This is a genomic window from Sphingomonas sp. Ell38C01, assembly GCF_055231975.1.
The window spans coordinates 476037-492077 of the sequence record NZ_JBUYVA010000001.1 but is presented as its reverse complement, the minus strand read 5'-3'; the positions used below and the strand labels follow the sequence as shown (position 1 = coordinate 492077).

General features: G+C 71.2%; 8 protein-coding genes. 2 read left to right on the top strand and 6 right to left on the bottom strand.

What is annotated here, in order from left to right; genetic code table 11:
• Positions 1-14: 14 nt before the first annotated feature.
• Positions 15-2492, bottom strand: coding sequence for a helicase-related protein (locus ACV7NO_RS02335; RefSeq protein WP_463404426.1), 2478 nt, complete (start codon positions 2490-2492; stop codon positions 15-17).
• Between the two features lie 211 nt (positions 2493-2703).
• On the opposite strand from ACV7NO_RS02335, the gene ACV7NO_RS02330 reads away from it, so the two are divergent.
• Positions 2704-4173 (top strand): peptidoglycan DD-metalloendopeptidase family protein, encoded by a 1470-nt coding sequence (locus ACV7NO_RS02330; RefSeq protein ID WP_463404425.1) that lies wholly within the window; start codon positions 2704-2706, stop codon positions 4171-4173.
• A 42-nt stretch (positions 4174-4215) separates the two neighbouring features.
• Here ACV7NO_RS02330 and ACV7NO_RS02325 read toward each other — a convergent pair whose 3' ends face one another.
• The 5 genes from ACV7NO_RS02325 to ACV7NO_RS02305 form a co-directional block, all read right to left on the bottom strand.
• The gene (locus ACV7NO_RS02325; protein WP_463404424.1) at positions 4216-5880 is read right to left on the bottom strand and encodes an ATP-binding protein; all 1665 of its coding nucleotides are present in this window, start codon (positions 5878-5880) and stop codon (positions 4216-4218) included.
• A 95-nt stretch (positions 5881-5975) separates the two neighbouring features.
• A complete protein-coding gene (locus ACV7NO_RS02320) occupies positions 5976-6695 on the bottom strand; it encodes a TIGR02186 family protein (protein WP_463407257.1) in 720 nt (239 codons plus the stop codon).
• A gap of 32 nt (positions 6696-6727) precedes the next feature.
• On the bottom strand, positions 6728-7642 hold the full coding sequence (locus tag ACV7NO_RS02315; RefSeq protein ID WP_463404423.1) for a sulfite exporter TauE/SafE family protein: 915 nt from the start codon (positions 7640-7642) through the stop codon (positions 6728-6730).
• Positions 7643-7689: 47 nt separating this feature from the next.
• Positions 7690-8757 (bottom strand): hypothetical protein, encoded by a 1068-nt coding sequence (locus ACV7NO_RS02310; RefSeq protein ID WP_463404422.1) that lies wholly within the window; start codon positions 8755-8757, stop codon positions 7690-7692.
• On the bottom strand, positions 8754-10160 hold the full coding sequence (locus ACV7NO_RS02305; protein WP_463404421.1) for a glycosyl transferase family protein: 1407 nt from the start codon (positions 10158-10160) through the stop codon (positions 8754-8756). The genes ACV7NO_RS02310 and ACV7NO_RS02305 overlap by 4 nt, the downstream gene beginning before the upstream one ends.
• A gap of 124 nt (positions 10161-10284) precedes the next feature.
• Here ACV7NO_RS02305 and ACV7NO_RS02300 point away from each other — a divergent pair, with 124 nt between their 5' ends.
• Positions 10285-16023 (top strand): alpha-2-macroglobulin family protein, encoded by a 5739-nt coding sequence (locus ACV7NO_RS02300; protein WP_463404420.1) that lies wholly within the window; start codon positions 10285-10287, stop codon positions 16021-16023.
• The last annotated feature ends 18 nt before the right edge of the window (positions 16024-16041 follow it).

The window sequence follows — 16041 nt, the reverse complement described above, 5'->3', positions numbered from 1 at the left end:
CAGACGTACTCGCGTCAGCCAAGGCGCAGCTCCGCGAGCGCGGCGAACGCGCCCTTGGGATCGACCGGCGCGCGCTTCGCGACGGCGCGGCCGCGCCATTCCCAGCGCGTGTCGTCGCCGCGGAGGGGGCGGAAGCCGAGCTCCGCCATCAGTCGCGCGAAGGTGACGGGGGTGACGCCGATCGAGGTGGCGAGCGCGGGATCAGGGGCGAAGGCGGCGCGGCCGGTGCGCGCGTCATGCGCCGCGCGCGCGATCCGCTCGACGAGATCGATGCGGACGGCCTGGAGCGCGATCGGGCGGTAGCCCCAGGCGAGCGTCGCGCCGGGCGCACCGCGGGGGAGGACGGTCGCGCCCGGCGTGGGGGGCGGGCCCGGATCGCGCGCGGCGACGGCGAGCAGGGTGTGGCGCAACGTCGACGCACCGGGGCGCAGCGCGGCGGGGACGAACAGGTCGAGCGCGCCGATCGTGACACCGAGCGCGCGCAGGCGCTTGCGCGCGAAGGGGTCGATCGCCTCGATCGCGGTGCGCAGCGCCAGCCGGTCGGCAACGCCTGCGCCCGCCTCGACCGCGGTAGCGATGCTGCGCAGCGACGAACCGGCATCGGTCTCGCGCGCGAGCGCGGCGAGGCGGGGGAGCGCGGGAAGCGCGCGCGCGATCGCCTGTGCGAGCCACGCGTCGACACGCGCGTCGATACGCTCGCGCTGGGCGCGGTCGAGGCAGTCGAGCGCGCGATCGAGAACGATGCGCGGTTGCGAGAGCACGCGTCCGGGATCGAGCCGTGCGATCGCGAGCCCGTCCCACCGCACGAGATCGCCGTCGAGCGCGAACGCGGCGTCGTCCGCCTCCACGAGCGCGGCGCCGCGGCGCGCACGCTCGACGCCGAGATGCGTTTCCGCGGCGGCGAGGAGCAGGCGGCGGTCGCCCGCGCGCGCGTCGGCCGCGACATGGAAGCGGAACCCCTCGAGCCGGCCAATCGCATGATCCTCGACCATCACCTCGCCCTGCGCGCCGATCGTGACGGGGAGGGCGCCCGAATCCTTGCCGATCCGACGGATCAGCGCGGTGGTGCGCTTGTCGACGAAACGCTGCGTCAGGCCGGCGTGGAGCGCGTCGGACAGCCGCTCCTCGATCGCGCGGGTGCGCTCCGCCCAGTGCGCGGGATCGGCGAGCCAGTCCGGGCGCTGCGCGATATAAGCCCAGCTGCGGACATGCGCGACGCGGCCCGCGATCGTCTCGACATCGCCGTCGATGCGGTCGAGCCGCGCGACCTCGTCCGCGAACCACTGGTGCGGGATGTAGCCGTTGTCTTCGCTCAGATGCCCGAACAGTCGGCTGACGAAGCGCGCATGCGGATCGATCCCGGACTTGCCGAAATCGGGGACCCCGCACGCCGCCCAGAGCCGCGAGACCATCGACGGGCGGCGCGCGCGATCGCGGACCCAGGGTTCGTCGGCGAGGCGCTTGAGGACCGCGAGGTCGGTCGCTTGCGGGGCGGCGCGAAGCGGGCCGGGTTCGGGGCGGCGCTCGAGCGCGTGGATGAGCGCGTCGACGCTCGACAGGTCGGGCTTGCCGTCGCGCCAGTAGAGATGGTCGAGCCGTGGGAAGCGGTGCGATTCGATCGCGAGGACCTCCTCGGGCAGGAACGCGCCGGGGCCGTCCTCGACGAGCGCACCGAAGGTGCCGTCGCGCTGGTGCCGGCCCGCGCGGCCCGCGATCTGCGCCATCTCGGCGACGGTCAGCCGGCGGCGGCGATGGCCGTCGAACTTGGAGAGCCCGCCGAACGCGACATGTGCGACGTCCATGTTGAGCCCCATCCCGATCGCGTCGGTGGCGACGAGATAATCGACCTCGCCCGCCTGGAACATCGCGACCTGCGCGTTGCGGGTGCGGGGCGACAGCGCGCCCATCACGACCGCGGCGCCACCGCGCAGGCGGCGCAGCATCTCGGCGACCGCATAGACCTCCTCCGCGCTGAACGCGACGATCGCGGAGCGCTTGGGCAGGCGGCTCAGCTTCTTGGCGCCGGCATAGGTGAGCGTCGAGAAGCGCGGGCGCTCGACGATCTCGGCCTCCTTCACCAATGCGCGGACGAGCGGCTTGATCGTGGCGGAGCCCAGGATCATCGTCTCCTCGCGACCGCGCGCGTGGAGCAGGCGATCGGTGAAGACGTGGCCACGCTCCATGTCCGCGCCAAGCTGCGCCTCGTCGATCCCGACGAACGCGAGGTCGCGGTCTACGGGCATGCTCTCGATGGTGCACAGGAACCAGCGCGCGTCGGGGGGGCAGATCCGCTCCTCGCCGGTGATGAGCGCGACCTGGCTTGCGCCCTTGATCGCGACGACGCGGTCATAGACCTCGCGCGCGAGGAGACGTAGCGGAAAGCCGATCATGCCGCTGGAGTGCGCGCACATCCGTTCGACCGCGAGGTGCGTCTTGCCGGTGTTGGTGGGTCCAAGGACCGCGGTGATCCGTGCCCCGTCGCGTGCGTGCATGATAGGACGAACATCGGGGGTGCGGCGGCGATGCGCAACCGGTTTTCGCGATCGATTCCGACGACTTGGCCGTCCGTCGCACGCGCGCCACGGCTGGGCGCGGCACAACGTGCGGGCGGACCGGGTTAATTTGACTTTAGCATGTCGTCCCCACAACGAATCCACCTGCGTCGGGGGGTGCCCGGCGGACTTTGCGTTCGGGGGCTGGCGCGTGTTCTTGCGCGAACAACAGGGCATGGAAATGGCGGGCGCCGCGGGAACGCGGTCGTTCGGGCGTGCGCTGGTGCCGATCGCGGACCAGTCGGTGCTCGATCGTGCGCGGGGTCGCGTGGCGCATCTCGACTGGGTGCCCGATCTCGGCACGCAGATCGGGACGCGCGCGTGGTGGCGCGGGGTGGCGACGTGTACGGCTCTCTGCACCGCGACCTGGCTGATGGCACCGACGCTGCGCCCGTTGCCGGGGATGACGCCCGCGCCGCTGGCGGGCGCGGAGTTCGAGGAAGCGCGGACGCTGTCGATCGCGCCGCTGGCCTTCGGCGCGTCGACCGGGCGGCGGCTGGCGGCGAACGACCTCGTCGCGCCGCTGACCGATGCGCCCGAGCGCCCGGTGGTCGAGCTGACCGCGACCTTGGGAGACGGCGATTCGTTCGGGGCGATGCTTCAGCGCGCAGGCGTCGGCCGGAACGACGCGGCGCAGGCGGCGAGCCTCGTCGCGGATGCGGTGCCGCTCGACGACCTGAAGCCGGGCACGGTGATCGACCTGACACTGGGACGCCGCGCCGACCGTTCGGTGGCGCGCCCGCTCGAGCGGCTGGCATTCCGCGCGCGGTTCGACCTGAACCTTGCGGTCGCGCGCGACGGCGGCGCGCTGACGCTCGATCGCCAGCCGATCGCGATCGACCGGACGCCGCTGCGTATCCAGGGACTGGTCGGATCGAGCCTCTATCGCTCGGCGCGTGCGGCCGGCGCGCCGGCGCGCGTGGTCGAGGCCTATATCAAGGCGCTGGCGACGCGCGTGTCGATCGGGCGCGACGTGACCGCGGCGGACAGCTTCGACATCGTCGCGGACCAGGCGCGCGCGGCGACCGGCGAGGTCCAGATCGGCGACCTCCAGTTCGCCGGGCTCGACCAGGGGCGCAAGCGCATCCAGCTGGTGAAGTGGGAAGACGGCCAGTGGTGGGACGCCAACGGCCAGTCCGAACGGCGCGGCTTCATGGGTATGCCGGTGTCGGGGCGCGTGACCTCGACCTTCGGGCTGCGCATGCATCCGCTGCTGGGCTTCATGCGGATGCACAAGGGGATGGATATCGGCGCGCCCTATGGCTCGCCGATCTATGCCGCGATCGACGGCGTCGTCGCGTTCGCGGGGCGCAACGCGGGGTACGGCAATTTCGTGAAGCTGAACCATGCGGGCGGGCTGGCGAGCGGATACGGGCATATGAGCCGGATCGCGGTATCGCCGGGCACCCGCGTCGCGCGCGGGCAGGTGATCGGCTATGTCGGGTCGACGGGGATGTCGACGGGTCCGCACCTCCACTGGGAAGTGTGGAAGAACGGGCAGGCGGTGAACCCGCGTTCGATCTCGCTGTCGAGCGTCGCGACGATGTCGGGGGAGGCGTTGCGCGCGTTCAAGGCGAAGGTGGCGGGGTTGCTGGCGGTGCGGCCGGGGGCGGGGCGGTAGGGGATAGGTCACCCCGGACTTGATACGGGGTGACGGGGAGTTTTACCGCCCCTGCGCGCGCCAGCGCTGGATGGTGCGGGCGATGATCTGGTCCTCGCCGCCGACTTCGGTCCACAGCCGGGCGAAGCTGGGGTCGCCCGAGGCGGGGCGCTTGCTCTCTTCGAGCGAATCGAACGCGACGCGGATCGGCACCGACACGCCCTCGCCCGAGATGATGCACTCGCGGTTGCGCAGCGAGGGGATCGCGTCGAGGAAACCGCGCGCGCCTTCAGGCATCGCGGCGCGGACGAACGCCTGGTCGCGATCGTTGTTGAGCCGCATCGCGATGATCGTGCCGCACTGCGACAGCACGCCCTCTGCCAGGTCCGACGGACGTTGGGTGATGAGCCCGAGCGAGACGCCGTATTTGCGGCCTTCCTTGGCGATCCGGCCGAGGATCCGGCCGACCGACGAGGTGCCGTCGCGGTCCGACGGGATGTAGCGGTGCGCCTCCTCGCAGACGAGGAGGATCGGGCGCTGTTCCTCGCCGCGCGACCAGATCGCGAAATCGAACACCATCCGGCTGAGCACCGCGACGACGACCGACGTAATCTCGCTGGGGACGCCCGAGACGTCGATGATCGAGATCGGCTTGCCCTCGCCGGGCAGGCGGAACATCCGCGCGATGAACGCCGCCATCGTGTCCGCGACGAGCATGCCCGAGAACATGAATCCGTAGCGCGGATCGGCCTTGATCTCCTCCACCTTCGACTTCACGCGCAGATAGGGTGCGGTATCGCCCGCGCGATCCATCTTCCCCATTTCGAGCTGGAGGAGATTGGTCAGGTCGCTGAGCAGATAGGGGATCGGTGCGTCGACGGTGAGTTTCGGGATCTCCTGCCCCAGCCGGCTCTTGCCGCGCGCGGCGAGCAGGCATTTGGCGAGGATGTCCGCATCGACCTGCCGCTCGGAGCCCGAGGTGGTGAGGAAGACCTCACAATGCTCCTCGAAGTTCATCAGCCAGTACGGCATCTGGAGGTTCGAGACATCGTAGAGCGCGCCGTTGCCGCGGAACGCGGCGCCATATTCGCCGTGCGGATCGATCATCACGATATGGCCCTCGGGCGCCAGATCGCAGATGCGGTGGAGGATCAGCGCGGCGCTGGTCGACTTGCCGGTGCCGGTCGAGCCGAGCAGCGCGAAATGCTTGCCGAGCATCGCATCGACGAACAGCGCGCCGCGCACGTCCTTCGTCGGATAGACGTTGCCGATCTCGATCGAGACCTGGTCGGTGGCGGCATAGACCTGCTTCAGGTCCGGGGTGCCGACCGGGAAGACTTCGCAGCCGGGCACCGGATAGCGGGTGACGCCACGACGGAAGCGATAGAGCTTGCCGGTCAGCCGCTCCTCGTCGCCTTCGCCCAGGAAGTCGATGAGCGCGATCGCGCGGTCCCGCACACCGTCCGCCAGCCGCAGCGTCCGGATGTTGGCGACCAGCCACACATTGCCGATCCGCATCTTGATCTGGCTGCCGACCTGTCCCGCCGCAGCCATCACCGGATCGGGGTTCGACGCGAACGTCTCGAGCGCGGTCAGGTCGAGCAGGATCTGGCTCGAGGAGCCGCCGATCTCGAGCACGACGCCGATCGGGGTCAGCGCGACGGCGGGTTCGCGGGCGCCCGCTGGTGCGACCCGATCGAACGCGCGCGACATCGGCATTTCACTCATGGCACGCAAAACCCCCGGCTTCGAGCTGCCGTGGTTACGCGATCTTCGTAAAGAAATTGGCTTCGTAAAGAAATTGCGCTCGGGCCGGCCGACCCTCAGATCCGGCGCGCGATCCAGCCCGCGCCCCAGCCGAGCAGGACCGACAGGGCGACCGCGGTAAGGCCGTAGAGCACCGACGACCGGTCCGCGGCGCGTGCGACGAATCGTTCGAATCCCGATTTGCGGATATCGATGTCGCGGACCGCGGCGGCGAGGACGCGGCCGTCGCGGAGCAGGAAGGTTTCCGCGGTGAACCGGCCGACAGGGACGCGCGCGGGAATGCGGACGCGCGCGCGGTAGAGGACGCCGTCGGTGATCTCGACCGCATGGGGCGCGGCGTAATAGAGGCCCGAGCGGCGCTTGAGATCGACGAGGCCGCGCGCGAACCGGTCCTGCACGCCGGGCAGTTCGGACGAGGCGGGAGAGAGCTGGAGGCTGTCGAGCCCGAGCTCGTAGATCGCACGGGTGCGATCGTCGACGATGCTGCCGATCGGGCGCGACGAGGCGATCGCGTAGAAGCTGGGCGCGGAGCGGTAGCGCAGCCGCTCGGCATTGACCCAGATGCCCGCGACCTTCTCCTTCTCGCGGACCAGGATCGACTGGACGGGGCCCTTGACGACCACGACGATGTCGGTGGGCGCGCGGTCGTCCGGCAGACGGCCGCCGGGATAGAGGATCGCGCCGAACAGCAGCAGTTCCGCGCCGGTGAAGCTGTACGCGATCTCGATATTGCGCTGCGACACGTCGGGGACGAGGACCGGCTTAGACTGCCCCATCAGCAGCGGCGCGAAAAGGAGCAGCAGGCGTTTCACGACAGTTCGATCGAATAGATCTCGTCGGGGCGCCAGCCGAGTCCCAGCCCGATGCGGAACGCGACGAGCAGTACCATGATCGCGAGCGCGAGGCGGAGATACTCGGGGCGCGAGCGCGAGGCGAGCCGCGCGCCGACCTGCGCGCCGACGACCGAGCCGACGAGCAGCAGGCCGGCGAGCACGATGTCGACCGCCTTGGTGGTGGTGGCGTGGACCATCGTCGCGGTGGCGGTGACGAACAGGATCTGGAACAGCGAGGTGCCGACCACGACCTGCGTCGCCATACCGAGCAGGTAGATCATCGCGGGCACCAGCACGAACCCGCCGCCGATCCCGAGCAGGATCGTCAGTATGCCGGTTGCGAACCCCAGGATCAGCGGTGCGAGCGGCGAGATGTAGAGCCCCGAGCGATAGAAGCGCATGCGGAACGGCAGGCTGGCGACGAGCGGGTGGTGCCGGCGGCGACGCGCGGGGGCGGCGCGGCGGCCGCGCGCCACCCGGATCGAATCGATGGATTCCTTGAGCATCAGCCCACCGATCGAGACGAGCAGCACGACATAGGTGATCGCGATCGCGATATCGATCTGGCCCGACGTCTGGAGGATGCGGAACAGCCAGGCGCCCGCGAGGCTGCCGAGCACGCCGCCCGCGACCAGCACCAGCCCCATCGGCACGTCCACCCCGTCGCGGCGGAAATAGGCGAACACGCCCGACACGCTGGCGCCGGTCACCTGGCTGGCGGCGCTGGCGGCAGCGACTGTGGGCGGGATGCCGTAGACGATCAGCAGCGGCGTCGTGAGAAACCCGCCGCCGACCCCGAACATGCCCGACAGCAGCCCCACCCCCGCGCCGAGCGCGATGATGACGAGCGCGTTGACCGACAGGTTGGCGATCGGAAGATAGAGGTCCACCCGCGACGTCCTAGGCGGTTCGCGGCCCTGGCGGAAGCGGCGTGGCGCTAGAAATCGGTGCCGAGCGAGAGGGCTGGCCCAGAGGCGGGGGTGCCGTTGCCCGCGACGCGCTGGCGCCAGTCGACCGCGACCCGTAGCGTCCGGCCCGCGGCGGGGACGCCGAGCGTGAGCGAGGGGCCGAGATCGACGCGGTGGACGCCGCGCTGCGCACCGCCCCAGGCGCCCGCGCCGGCCGCGACGCGCACCGCACCGATCGTGGTGAGCGGGTGCGTCAGGCGGGCCGCGCCGTCGCCGAACCCCTCGACGCCGTCGCCGGTGCGGCCACGCGCGATCGCGCCGGCCTGCGCATAGGCTTCGAGATCGAACCCTGCGGCGATCGGAGTCGGTGCGACGCCTGCGATCGCGCCCGCCGCATAGCCGCCGCGGATGCCACCGAGCCCGAGGCGGCGCTCGGCGAACAGCGTGACCGGCGCGGCCGCGCGGAGCGAGACGCCGATCGCGCCTTCGTTCTGTCGCGACGCCAGCGCGGAAGACAGGCGCGCGCCGATGCCGAAGCGCTGGCGATCGTCGAGCGCGTAGACGATTCGCGCGCCGGCCTGGCTGCCGCCGAGCTGCGGCGCGAACGGTGTGGAGCGGCCGCCGCGCACGATGCTCCAGGCGGTGGCGGACCAGCGCGAGAGGCCGGGCGCGATCCCGGGGAATGCGGTGCCGGGGGCGGGGAGGACGGGGATGGCGGGGCCGTAATCGACGAAGGCCGCGAGCGCGAGCGCCACGCGGGTCGGGTCCGGGAGGTGGGTACGCCTCGCGGTGACGACGATCGCGGGGTCTGCCACGGGCGCGTGGGCGCGATAGGGGATCGCGACCGTCGTTCCGGGCTCCGGTCTTGCGAGCGCGGCGGGCGGCGACACAGGCAGCGCGGCGAGGACCAGCGAGCGTGGCGCGCGCGATTCGACGAGGGGCAGGCCGGCGAGGATCCGCGCGCGCGTCTGGTCCGCTGTCGCCGCCGGTTCGGACAGCGCGGCGGCGTCGGGCCACAGCCATACGACGCGCAGCAGCGCCCAGCCGCCGACGACCGCGACGAGGAACCGCAGCGGGCGACCGACCTGCGTGGTCACGCGGCGCGGTCCGCAAGGTCGTCGGGGAAGGCGTGCATCGTCTTGTCCCAGGTCAATGGCGTGCCGCGCAGTGCGGCGATGTAACGCGACACCGCCTGCCGGACCGCGAGGATGGCGATGAAGTTCGACACCAATACCCGCGGCATCGACGCGATGCCCTCCCGCCACCCATAGGCGCGAGAGGTAAACACACTGCGCATCACCAGCCGCCAGAGGAGAAGACACCCGTTCGCGGACAGCAGGACGGCGACGATCGGATCGGGCGCTGGCCGGGGCAGCGCGGTGACGGCGTGCGTAGCGACGCCGATCGCCCAGGCCAGCGCGGCGGCATAGGCGGCGGCGAGGACGAGCACCGCGATCGGCGCGCGCCGGTCCCGCATACGCATCCAGTGATCGCCGAGGTCGCGCGCCCGTGACCAGCCCGTGCGGTCCCAGCCCGCCAGCGCAATCCCGGTCATCCACCGCGCCTTCTGGCGGACCGCGGCATCGATGCGGCGGGGGAAATAGGCGCGGACCGCGATCGGCGGGGAATCCGCGGTGGCGCGGACGCGCGCGAAGCAGGCTCGATAGCCGAGCGCCGCGATTCGCAGGCCCAGCTCATAGTCCTCGGTAAGGCTTTCCGCGTCGAACGGCGTGCCGTAGCGCGCCGCGACCGCATCGAGCGCCGCGACCGACAAGGCGCAGCCGACCCCGGCGAGCGGCATGCCCGCGCCAAGCGCGACGCGGACGGGGAGCGCCTTTGCGTGGCTCTCGGCGAATTCGTCCGCATAGGTCGCCGAGACGATCGGGCCTTGCGGATCGATCAGCGGCAGCACCGGGATCTGGACGATCGCGTGGCGCGCAAGCAGCGCATCGTACACGCGCAGCTCGAGCGGGTGGACGACGTCCTCCGCGTCATGGAGGATGACAGCGCGCGTCGTCAGGCCGGTGGTGTCGTCGTCGCGCTTGAGCGCACGCCACAGCGCGTTGAGGCAATCCGCCTTGGTCGTGGGACCGTGATGTGCGGCGATCACCGGGACCACGCGGGTATCGTGCGCGGCGATGCGGGCCACCTCGTCGATCGTCGCGCGGTCGTTGGGATAGCAGCCGGCATAGATGCGATAGTCGGGATGATCGATCCGCGCGAGCGCGGTGGCCAGCATCGCGCCGATCACACCGGCCTCGTCCCAGGCGGGAACGAAGATCGCCAGTCGACCGGGCTCCCCGGGCTGGGGAAGGTCCGCCAGCAGCGTCGGGCGGCGGTGCGTGCGACGCAGGCGGCGCGCGAGGTAGACGCCGTCGACCGCGATATCGTCGATGCCGCCGATCAGGAACCCGATCGCGGCGAACAGCAGCAGCTCGCGCCCGACGATGTCGACCGACCCGACGAGCGCGATCCCGATTGTCGCCGCAGATGCCGCCAAGTCCATCAGCCCCCTGATTCGGCTGCCAGTCTCGGGGAAGCCATGCGCCTATGCAATCCCGGCTGGACAAGGATCGGGCAGCGAGTAGCGTTGCGTCCTTAACGACCCGGCGGAGAGCGTGGCGATGAGACTGGCGATTGCGTTCGGGCCGATCGCGCTGGCGATGCTGGCGATGACCCCGCTGGTGGCCGATGGCGATGCCGCGCCGCAGGTGACGCTGGCGACCCCCGGCATGGGCGGGGGCGCGATCGCGCGGTGGACGATCCGGTTCAGCCAGCCGATGGTGCCGCTGGGCGATCCGCGCGCCGCCGCGCCGGTCGAGGCGAAATGCGCGGTGGCGGGCGAGGGGCGCTGGGTCGACCAGCAGACGTTCGTCTGGGGGTTTGCGATGCCGCTGCCGGGGGGCACCACCTGCACCTTCACGACGCGCGACGGGCTGAAGAGCGTCGCGGGCTATGCGCTGCCGTCGCAGCGGACGTTCACGGTCGATTCGGGTGGGCCGGTGGCGCGGGCGGTGCTGCCCGCATCCGGGGACGAGGGGATCGCGGAGGACCAGGTGTTCCTGGTCGCGGCGAACCTGCCGCCGGCGCCCGCCTCGGTCGCCGCCAACGCCTATTGCGCGATCGACGGCGTCGGCGAGCGGATCCCCGCGGACGTGCTGGCGGCGGACGTGCCCGACCGGCTGTTGTCCGAAATGGGCAGCGAGCGGTGGGAGGTACGCCGGTTCCTCGAGGAGGGCGGGCTGCCCGAGACGATCCCGACGACCGTGACGGAGCGGCGGCGGGCGTTCGCTTCAGTCGTCGCGGTGAAGTGCCGGCGTGCGCTGCCGCCGGGGCGCGACATGGCGCTGGTGTGGGGCGCGGGCGTCGCGAGTGCGGCGGGCAAGCGCGCGGGCGCGGACCAGCGGTTCGACTATAGCGTGCGCAAGCCGTTCGCCGCGCGGTTCGAATGCAGCCGCGTCAACGCGCAGGCGGGGTGCAGCCCGGTCGAGAAGGCGTATGTGCGCTTCACCGCGCCGGTGCCTATGTCGGTCGCGCAGGCGATCCGCATCGCGCTGCCAGGGGGCAAGGCGATCGCGCCGGTCTTCAGCGACGACGAGAAGACGAAGGCGACGATCAGCGACGTGACCTTCGCCGCGCCGCTGCCGTTCGCGACCGATGCGACGCTGACGCTGCCCGCGGCCGTGAAGGACGAGAGCGGGCGCGCGCTGTCGAACGCGGAGCGCTTCCCGCTGGCGATCCGGTTCGACCGCGCGCCGCCGCTGGTGAAGTTCGCGGCGCCGTTCGGAATCCTGGAGGCGAAGCAGGGCGGGGTGCTGCCCGTCACCGTCCGCAACGTCGAGCCCGCGTTGCAGGGGCGGGGCTTTTCGGTGGGCGGGCAGGCGCTGCGTGTCGGCGGGAGCGACGGCGAGGTGGCGAAGTGGCTGACCGCGGTCGACAAGGCCGGCGAGTCTCGCGACGAGGAGATCAAGAAGGGCGACGAGGTCGTGGGGCGGATCAACCATACCGGCGACGCCTCGATCCTCGACGGCAAGGGGGATACGCTCAAGGTCGCGCTGCCGGGCAAGGGGCGCGACTTCGAGGTGGTCGGAATTCCGCTCGGGAAGCCCGGATTCTATGTGGTTGAGCTGGCGAGCCCGGTGCTGGGGCGTGCGCTGCTCGGGCGCGATGCGCCGCGCTACGTCGCGAGCGCTGCGCTCGTCACCAACATGGCGGTGCATTTCAAATGGGGGCGTGAGCGCAGCCTCGTCTGGGTGACGTCGCTCGATACCGGCAAGCCCGTCGCGAACGCGCGCGTGCAGGTGACCGATACGTGCACGGGCCGCACGCTGGCGCACGGCACGACCGACCGGTCAGGCGGGGTGATCGCGGCGAACGGGCTGCCCGCGCCCGAAACCTATGGAAGCTGTGAGGAAAGCTCGACCGCGCATCCGCTGATGGTGTCGGCGCGCGCGGGGGACGATTTCAGCTTCACGCTGACCGATTGGGGGCAGGGGATCCGGCCCTATGATTTCGACCTGCCCTATGGGTACGAAGCGCGCGACGCGATCGTCCATACGGTGTTCGATCGCGCGCTCGTCCGGCAGGGCGAGACGATCCACATGAAGCATATCGCGCGGCGACCGGTCGGCGCGGGATTCGCGATCCCGCCGGGGTTCACGGGCACGCTCAAATTGTCGCATCGCGGCTCGGACACGCAGTTCGAGATGCCGATCACGATCGATGCGGGGGGCAGCGGCGAGACCGCATGGACCGCGCCCGCGGGCGCACCGATGGGCGAGTACGACCTCCAGATCGTGCGCGGCCCGAAGGGCCATCAGGACACGATCTTCACCGGCCAGTCGTTCAAGGTCGACGAGTACAAGCTGCCGACGATGCGCGCGAGCGTGACTGGGCCGAAGGGCGCGGCGGTGCGGCCCAAGGCGATGCCGCTCGACCTGTATGTCGGCTATCTGTCCGGGGGCGGGGCGTCGAACCTGCCGGTCGACCTGCGCGTCGGGTGGTTCGCGCGGAACGCGAGCCCCGAGGGGTATGAGGGCTATACGTTCGGCGGCAAGGCGATCGCGGAAGGGGTGAAGCCGCTCAACGGAGACGGCGAGGAGGACGATGTCCCGCTGCCGCCGACGCAGATGCTGCCCGCGACGCTGGGGCGCGACGGGACCGTGCGGACCTCGATCGAGGTGCCGCAGACGCTGTCGGGGCTGACCGACATGACCGTCGAGATGGATTACCAGGATGCGAACGGCGAGACGCTGACCGCGACGAAGACGATCGCGATCCACCCGTCCGCTGTGCAGCTGGGGGTGAAGACCGACGGCTGGCTGATGAAGCAGGACGATCTGCGGCTGCGCTTCGTCGCGCTCGACACGCAGGGCAAGCCGATCAGGGGGCAGCGAATCGAGGTCGCGCTCTACAGCCGCCAGATCCTGACCGCGCGGCGGCGGCTGATCGGCGGGTTCTACGCCTATGACAACAAGGTGCGTACGACGAAGCTGGCGACGACGTGCACCGCGACGACCGATGCGCAGGGGCTGGCGCAATGCGCAGTCGATCCAGGGGTGTCGGGCGAGGTCTATGCGGTCGCGACGACCGCGGACGGCGACGGCAATGTCGCGCGCAGCGTGAAGTCGGTATGGCTGGCAGGCGACGACGACTGGTGGTTCGGTGGCGACAATGGCGACCGGATGGACGTTGTGCCCGAAAAGACCGCCTATGCCGCGGGCGAAGTCGCGAAGTTCCAGGTGCGGATGCCGTTCCGCCACGCGACCGCGCTGGTGACGGTCGAGCGCGAGGGCGTGCTGTCGAGCTTCGTGACCGAGCTGTCCGGGACCGATCCGGTCGTCGAGGTGCCGATGCCGGGGGCCTACGCGCCCGACGTGTTCGTTTCGGTGATGGCGGTGCGCGGGCGCGTCGAGAAGGGGTGGTGGGACTGGCTGACCGGACTGTTCGGCAAGCGCGACCCCGCCCCCGAACCGACCGCGCTCGTCGATCTGGCCAAGCCCGCATACCGGATGGGTGTCGCGAAGGTGAAGGTGGGCTGGGAAGCGCACACGCTCAAGGTGGCGATAAAGGCGGATCGCGAGCGGTACGCGGCACGCGATACCGCGCAGGTCGACGTCGCGGTGCGGACCAGCGACGGCAAGCCCGCGCGGGCGGCGGACGTCGCGTTCGTCGCGGTCGACCAGGCGCTGTTGCAGCTGGCGCCCAACGAGTCGTGGAACGTGCTGGACGCGATGATGGGCGAGCGGCCGTTGTCGGTGCTGACCTCGACCGCGCAGATGCAGGTCGTCGGCAAGCGGCACTACGGGCGCAAGGCGGTCGAGGCGGGCGGCGGCGGGGGTGGCGACATGAGTGCGTTGAACCGCGAGAATTTCCAGCCGGTGTTGCTGTGGAAGGGACGCGTCGCGCTCGATGCGAACGGGCATGCGCGCGTCGCGGTGCCGCTCAACGACGCGCTGTCGTCGTTCCGGCTGGTCGCGGTGGCGACGGATGGCGCGCAGGGCTTCGGGACGGGGACGGCGAGCATCCGCACCGCGCAGGACCTGTCGGTCTATGCCGGGCTGCCGCCGCTGGTGCGGACGGGGGACTGGTATTCGGCCGGTTTCACGCTGCGCAACGGATCCGACCGGCCGATGACGGTCACCGCGAGCGTGGAGGTGTTCCCGAAGGTGGCGCAAGGGCGACCGCTGACGGTGACGATTCCGCCAGGCGGCGCGGCGCCGGTGGCATGGAACCTGACCGCGCCCGGTGTGGCGGGAACGCTGCGCTGGCAGCTGTCGGCGCGGTCGAGCGACGGCAAGGCGGCGGACCGGCTGACGGTGACGCAGGACGTGATCCCCGCGGTGCCGGTCGAGACCTGGGCGGCGACGCTGGCGCGGGTGGGGGAGAACACGACGATCCCGATCGCGCCGCCCGCTGGCGCGCTGGCGGGGTTGGGCTCGGTCGACATAAGGCTCGACGACACGCTTGCGCCGCCGATGGTGGGGGTGCGCGACTATATGCGCGACTATCCGTTCAACTGCTTCGAACAGCGGATGAGCCGGATCGTCGCACTGGGCGACATGGCCGGGTGGACGACGCTGGCGGGCGAGCTGCCGACCTATCAGGCGCCCGACGGGCTGTTGCGCTATTGGCCGGGGGACACGCTTGAGGGATCGGAGGCGCTGACGGCGTATGTTCTGTCGCTCGCGTCGGATGCCGGGCTGGCGCTGCCCGAGGCGCCGCGGACCCGGATGATCGAGGGACTGAAGGCGGTGCTCGACGGGCGGGTGCGGCACGAGAGCTATGGCGACGTGCGGCTCCAGCGGCTGGCGGCGTTCGCGGCGCTGGCCCGCGCGGGGGCGGCGACGCCGGCGATGCTCGGCCAGCTGGGGATCGCGCCCGCCGAGATGCCGACCGCATCGCTGGCGGACTATATGATCGCGCTCGACAGGGTGGGGGGCCTCGCGAACGCGCAGGCGCTTCGGACGAGTGCGGAAGCCGTGCTGCGGACGCGGCTCGTCTATGAGGGTACGCGGCTCGACCTGTCCGACCAGGGGAGCGCGGCATGGTGGCTGATGTCGTCGGGGGACGAGGCGGCGGTGAAGGCGCTGATCGCCACGTTGGGCCGGCCGGGGTGGCAGGACGATGCGCCGCGGATGATGGTGGGCGTGTCGCTCAGGCAGCGGCGCGGGCATTGGGACACGACGACCGCCAATGCGTGGGGCGCGATCGCGGCGCGCAAGTTCGCGCAGCTCTATCCGGCGAGCGCGATTACGGGGACGACGACGCTGTCGCTGGGCGCGAAGTCGTGGGCGCGGGCGTGGCCGACTGCTGACCGGCTGGCGTCGTTCGCGTTGCCGGCGGGGCCGACCCCGCTGCTGTTGCGGCAGGCGGGGGGCGCGGGGCCTTGGGCGAACGTCGCGATCCGCGCGGCAGTGCCGCTGACGCGGCCATTGGCGGCGGGCTACCGGATGACGAAGGCGGTGAGCGTGGTGCAGGCGCGCAACGCCGGGCGGCTGACGCGCGGCGACGTGGTGCGCGTGACGATCACGGTGGATGCCGAGGCCGAGCGCAACTGGGTGGCGGTGAGCGATCCGGTGCCGCCCGGCGCGACGATCTTCGGCGACCAGGGCGGCCAATCCGCGATGCTGGGGCAGGGCGGGGCGTCGGAGGGCGTGTCCCCCGCTTATGTCGAGCGCGGGCGCGAGGCGTGGCGCGGGTATTTCGCGTGGGTGCCGCGGGGGCGGTTCGTGGTGTCGTACACGATGCGGCTGAATGGCGCGGGACGGTTCTCGCTGCCGCCGACGCGGGTGGAGGCGATGTACTCGCCCGAGATCCGCGCGGCGGTGCCCAATGCGCCGGTAGTGGTGGGGTTGAAGTGATGTCGCGCCTTTCGGGCG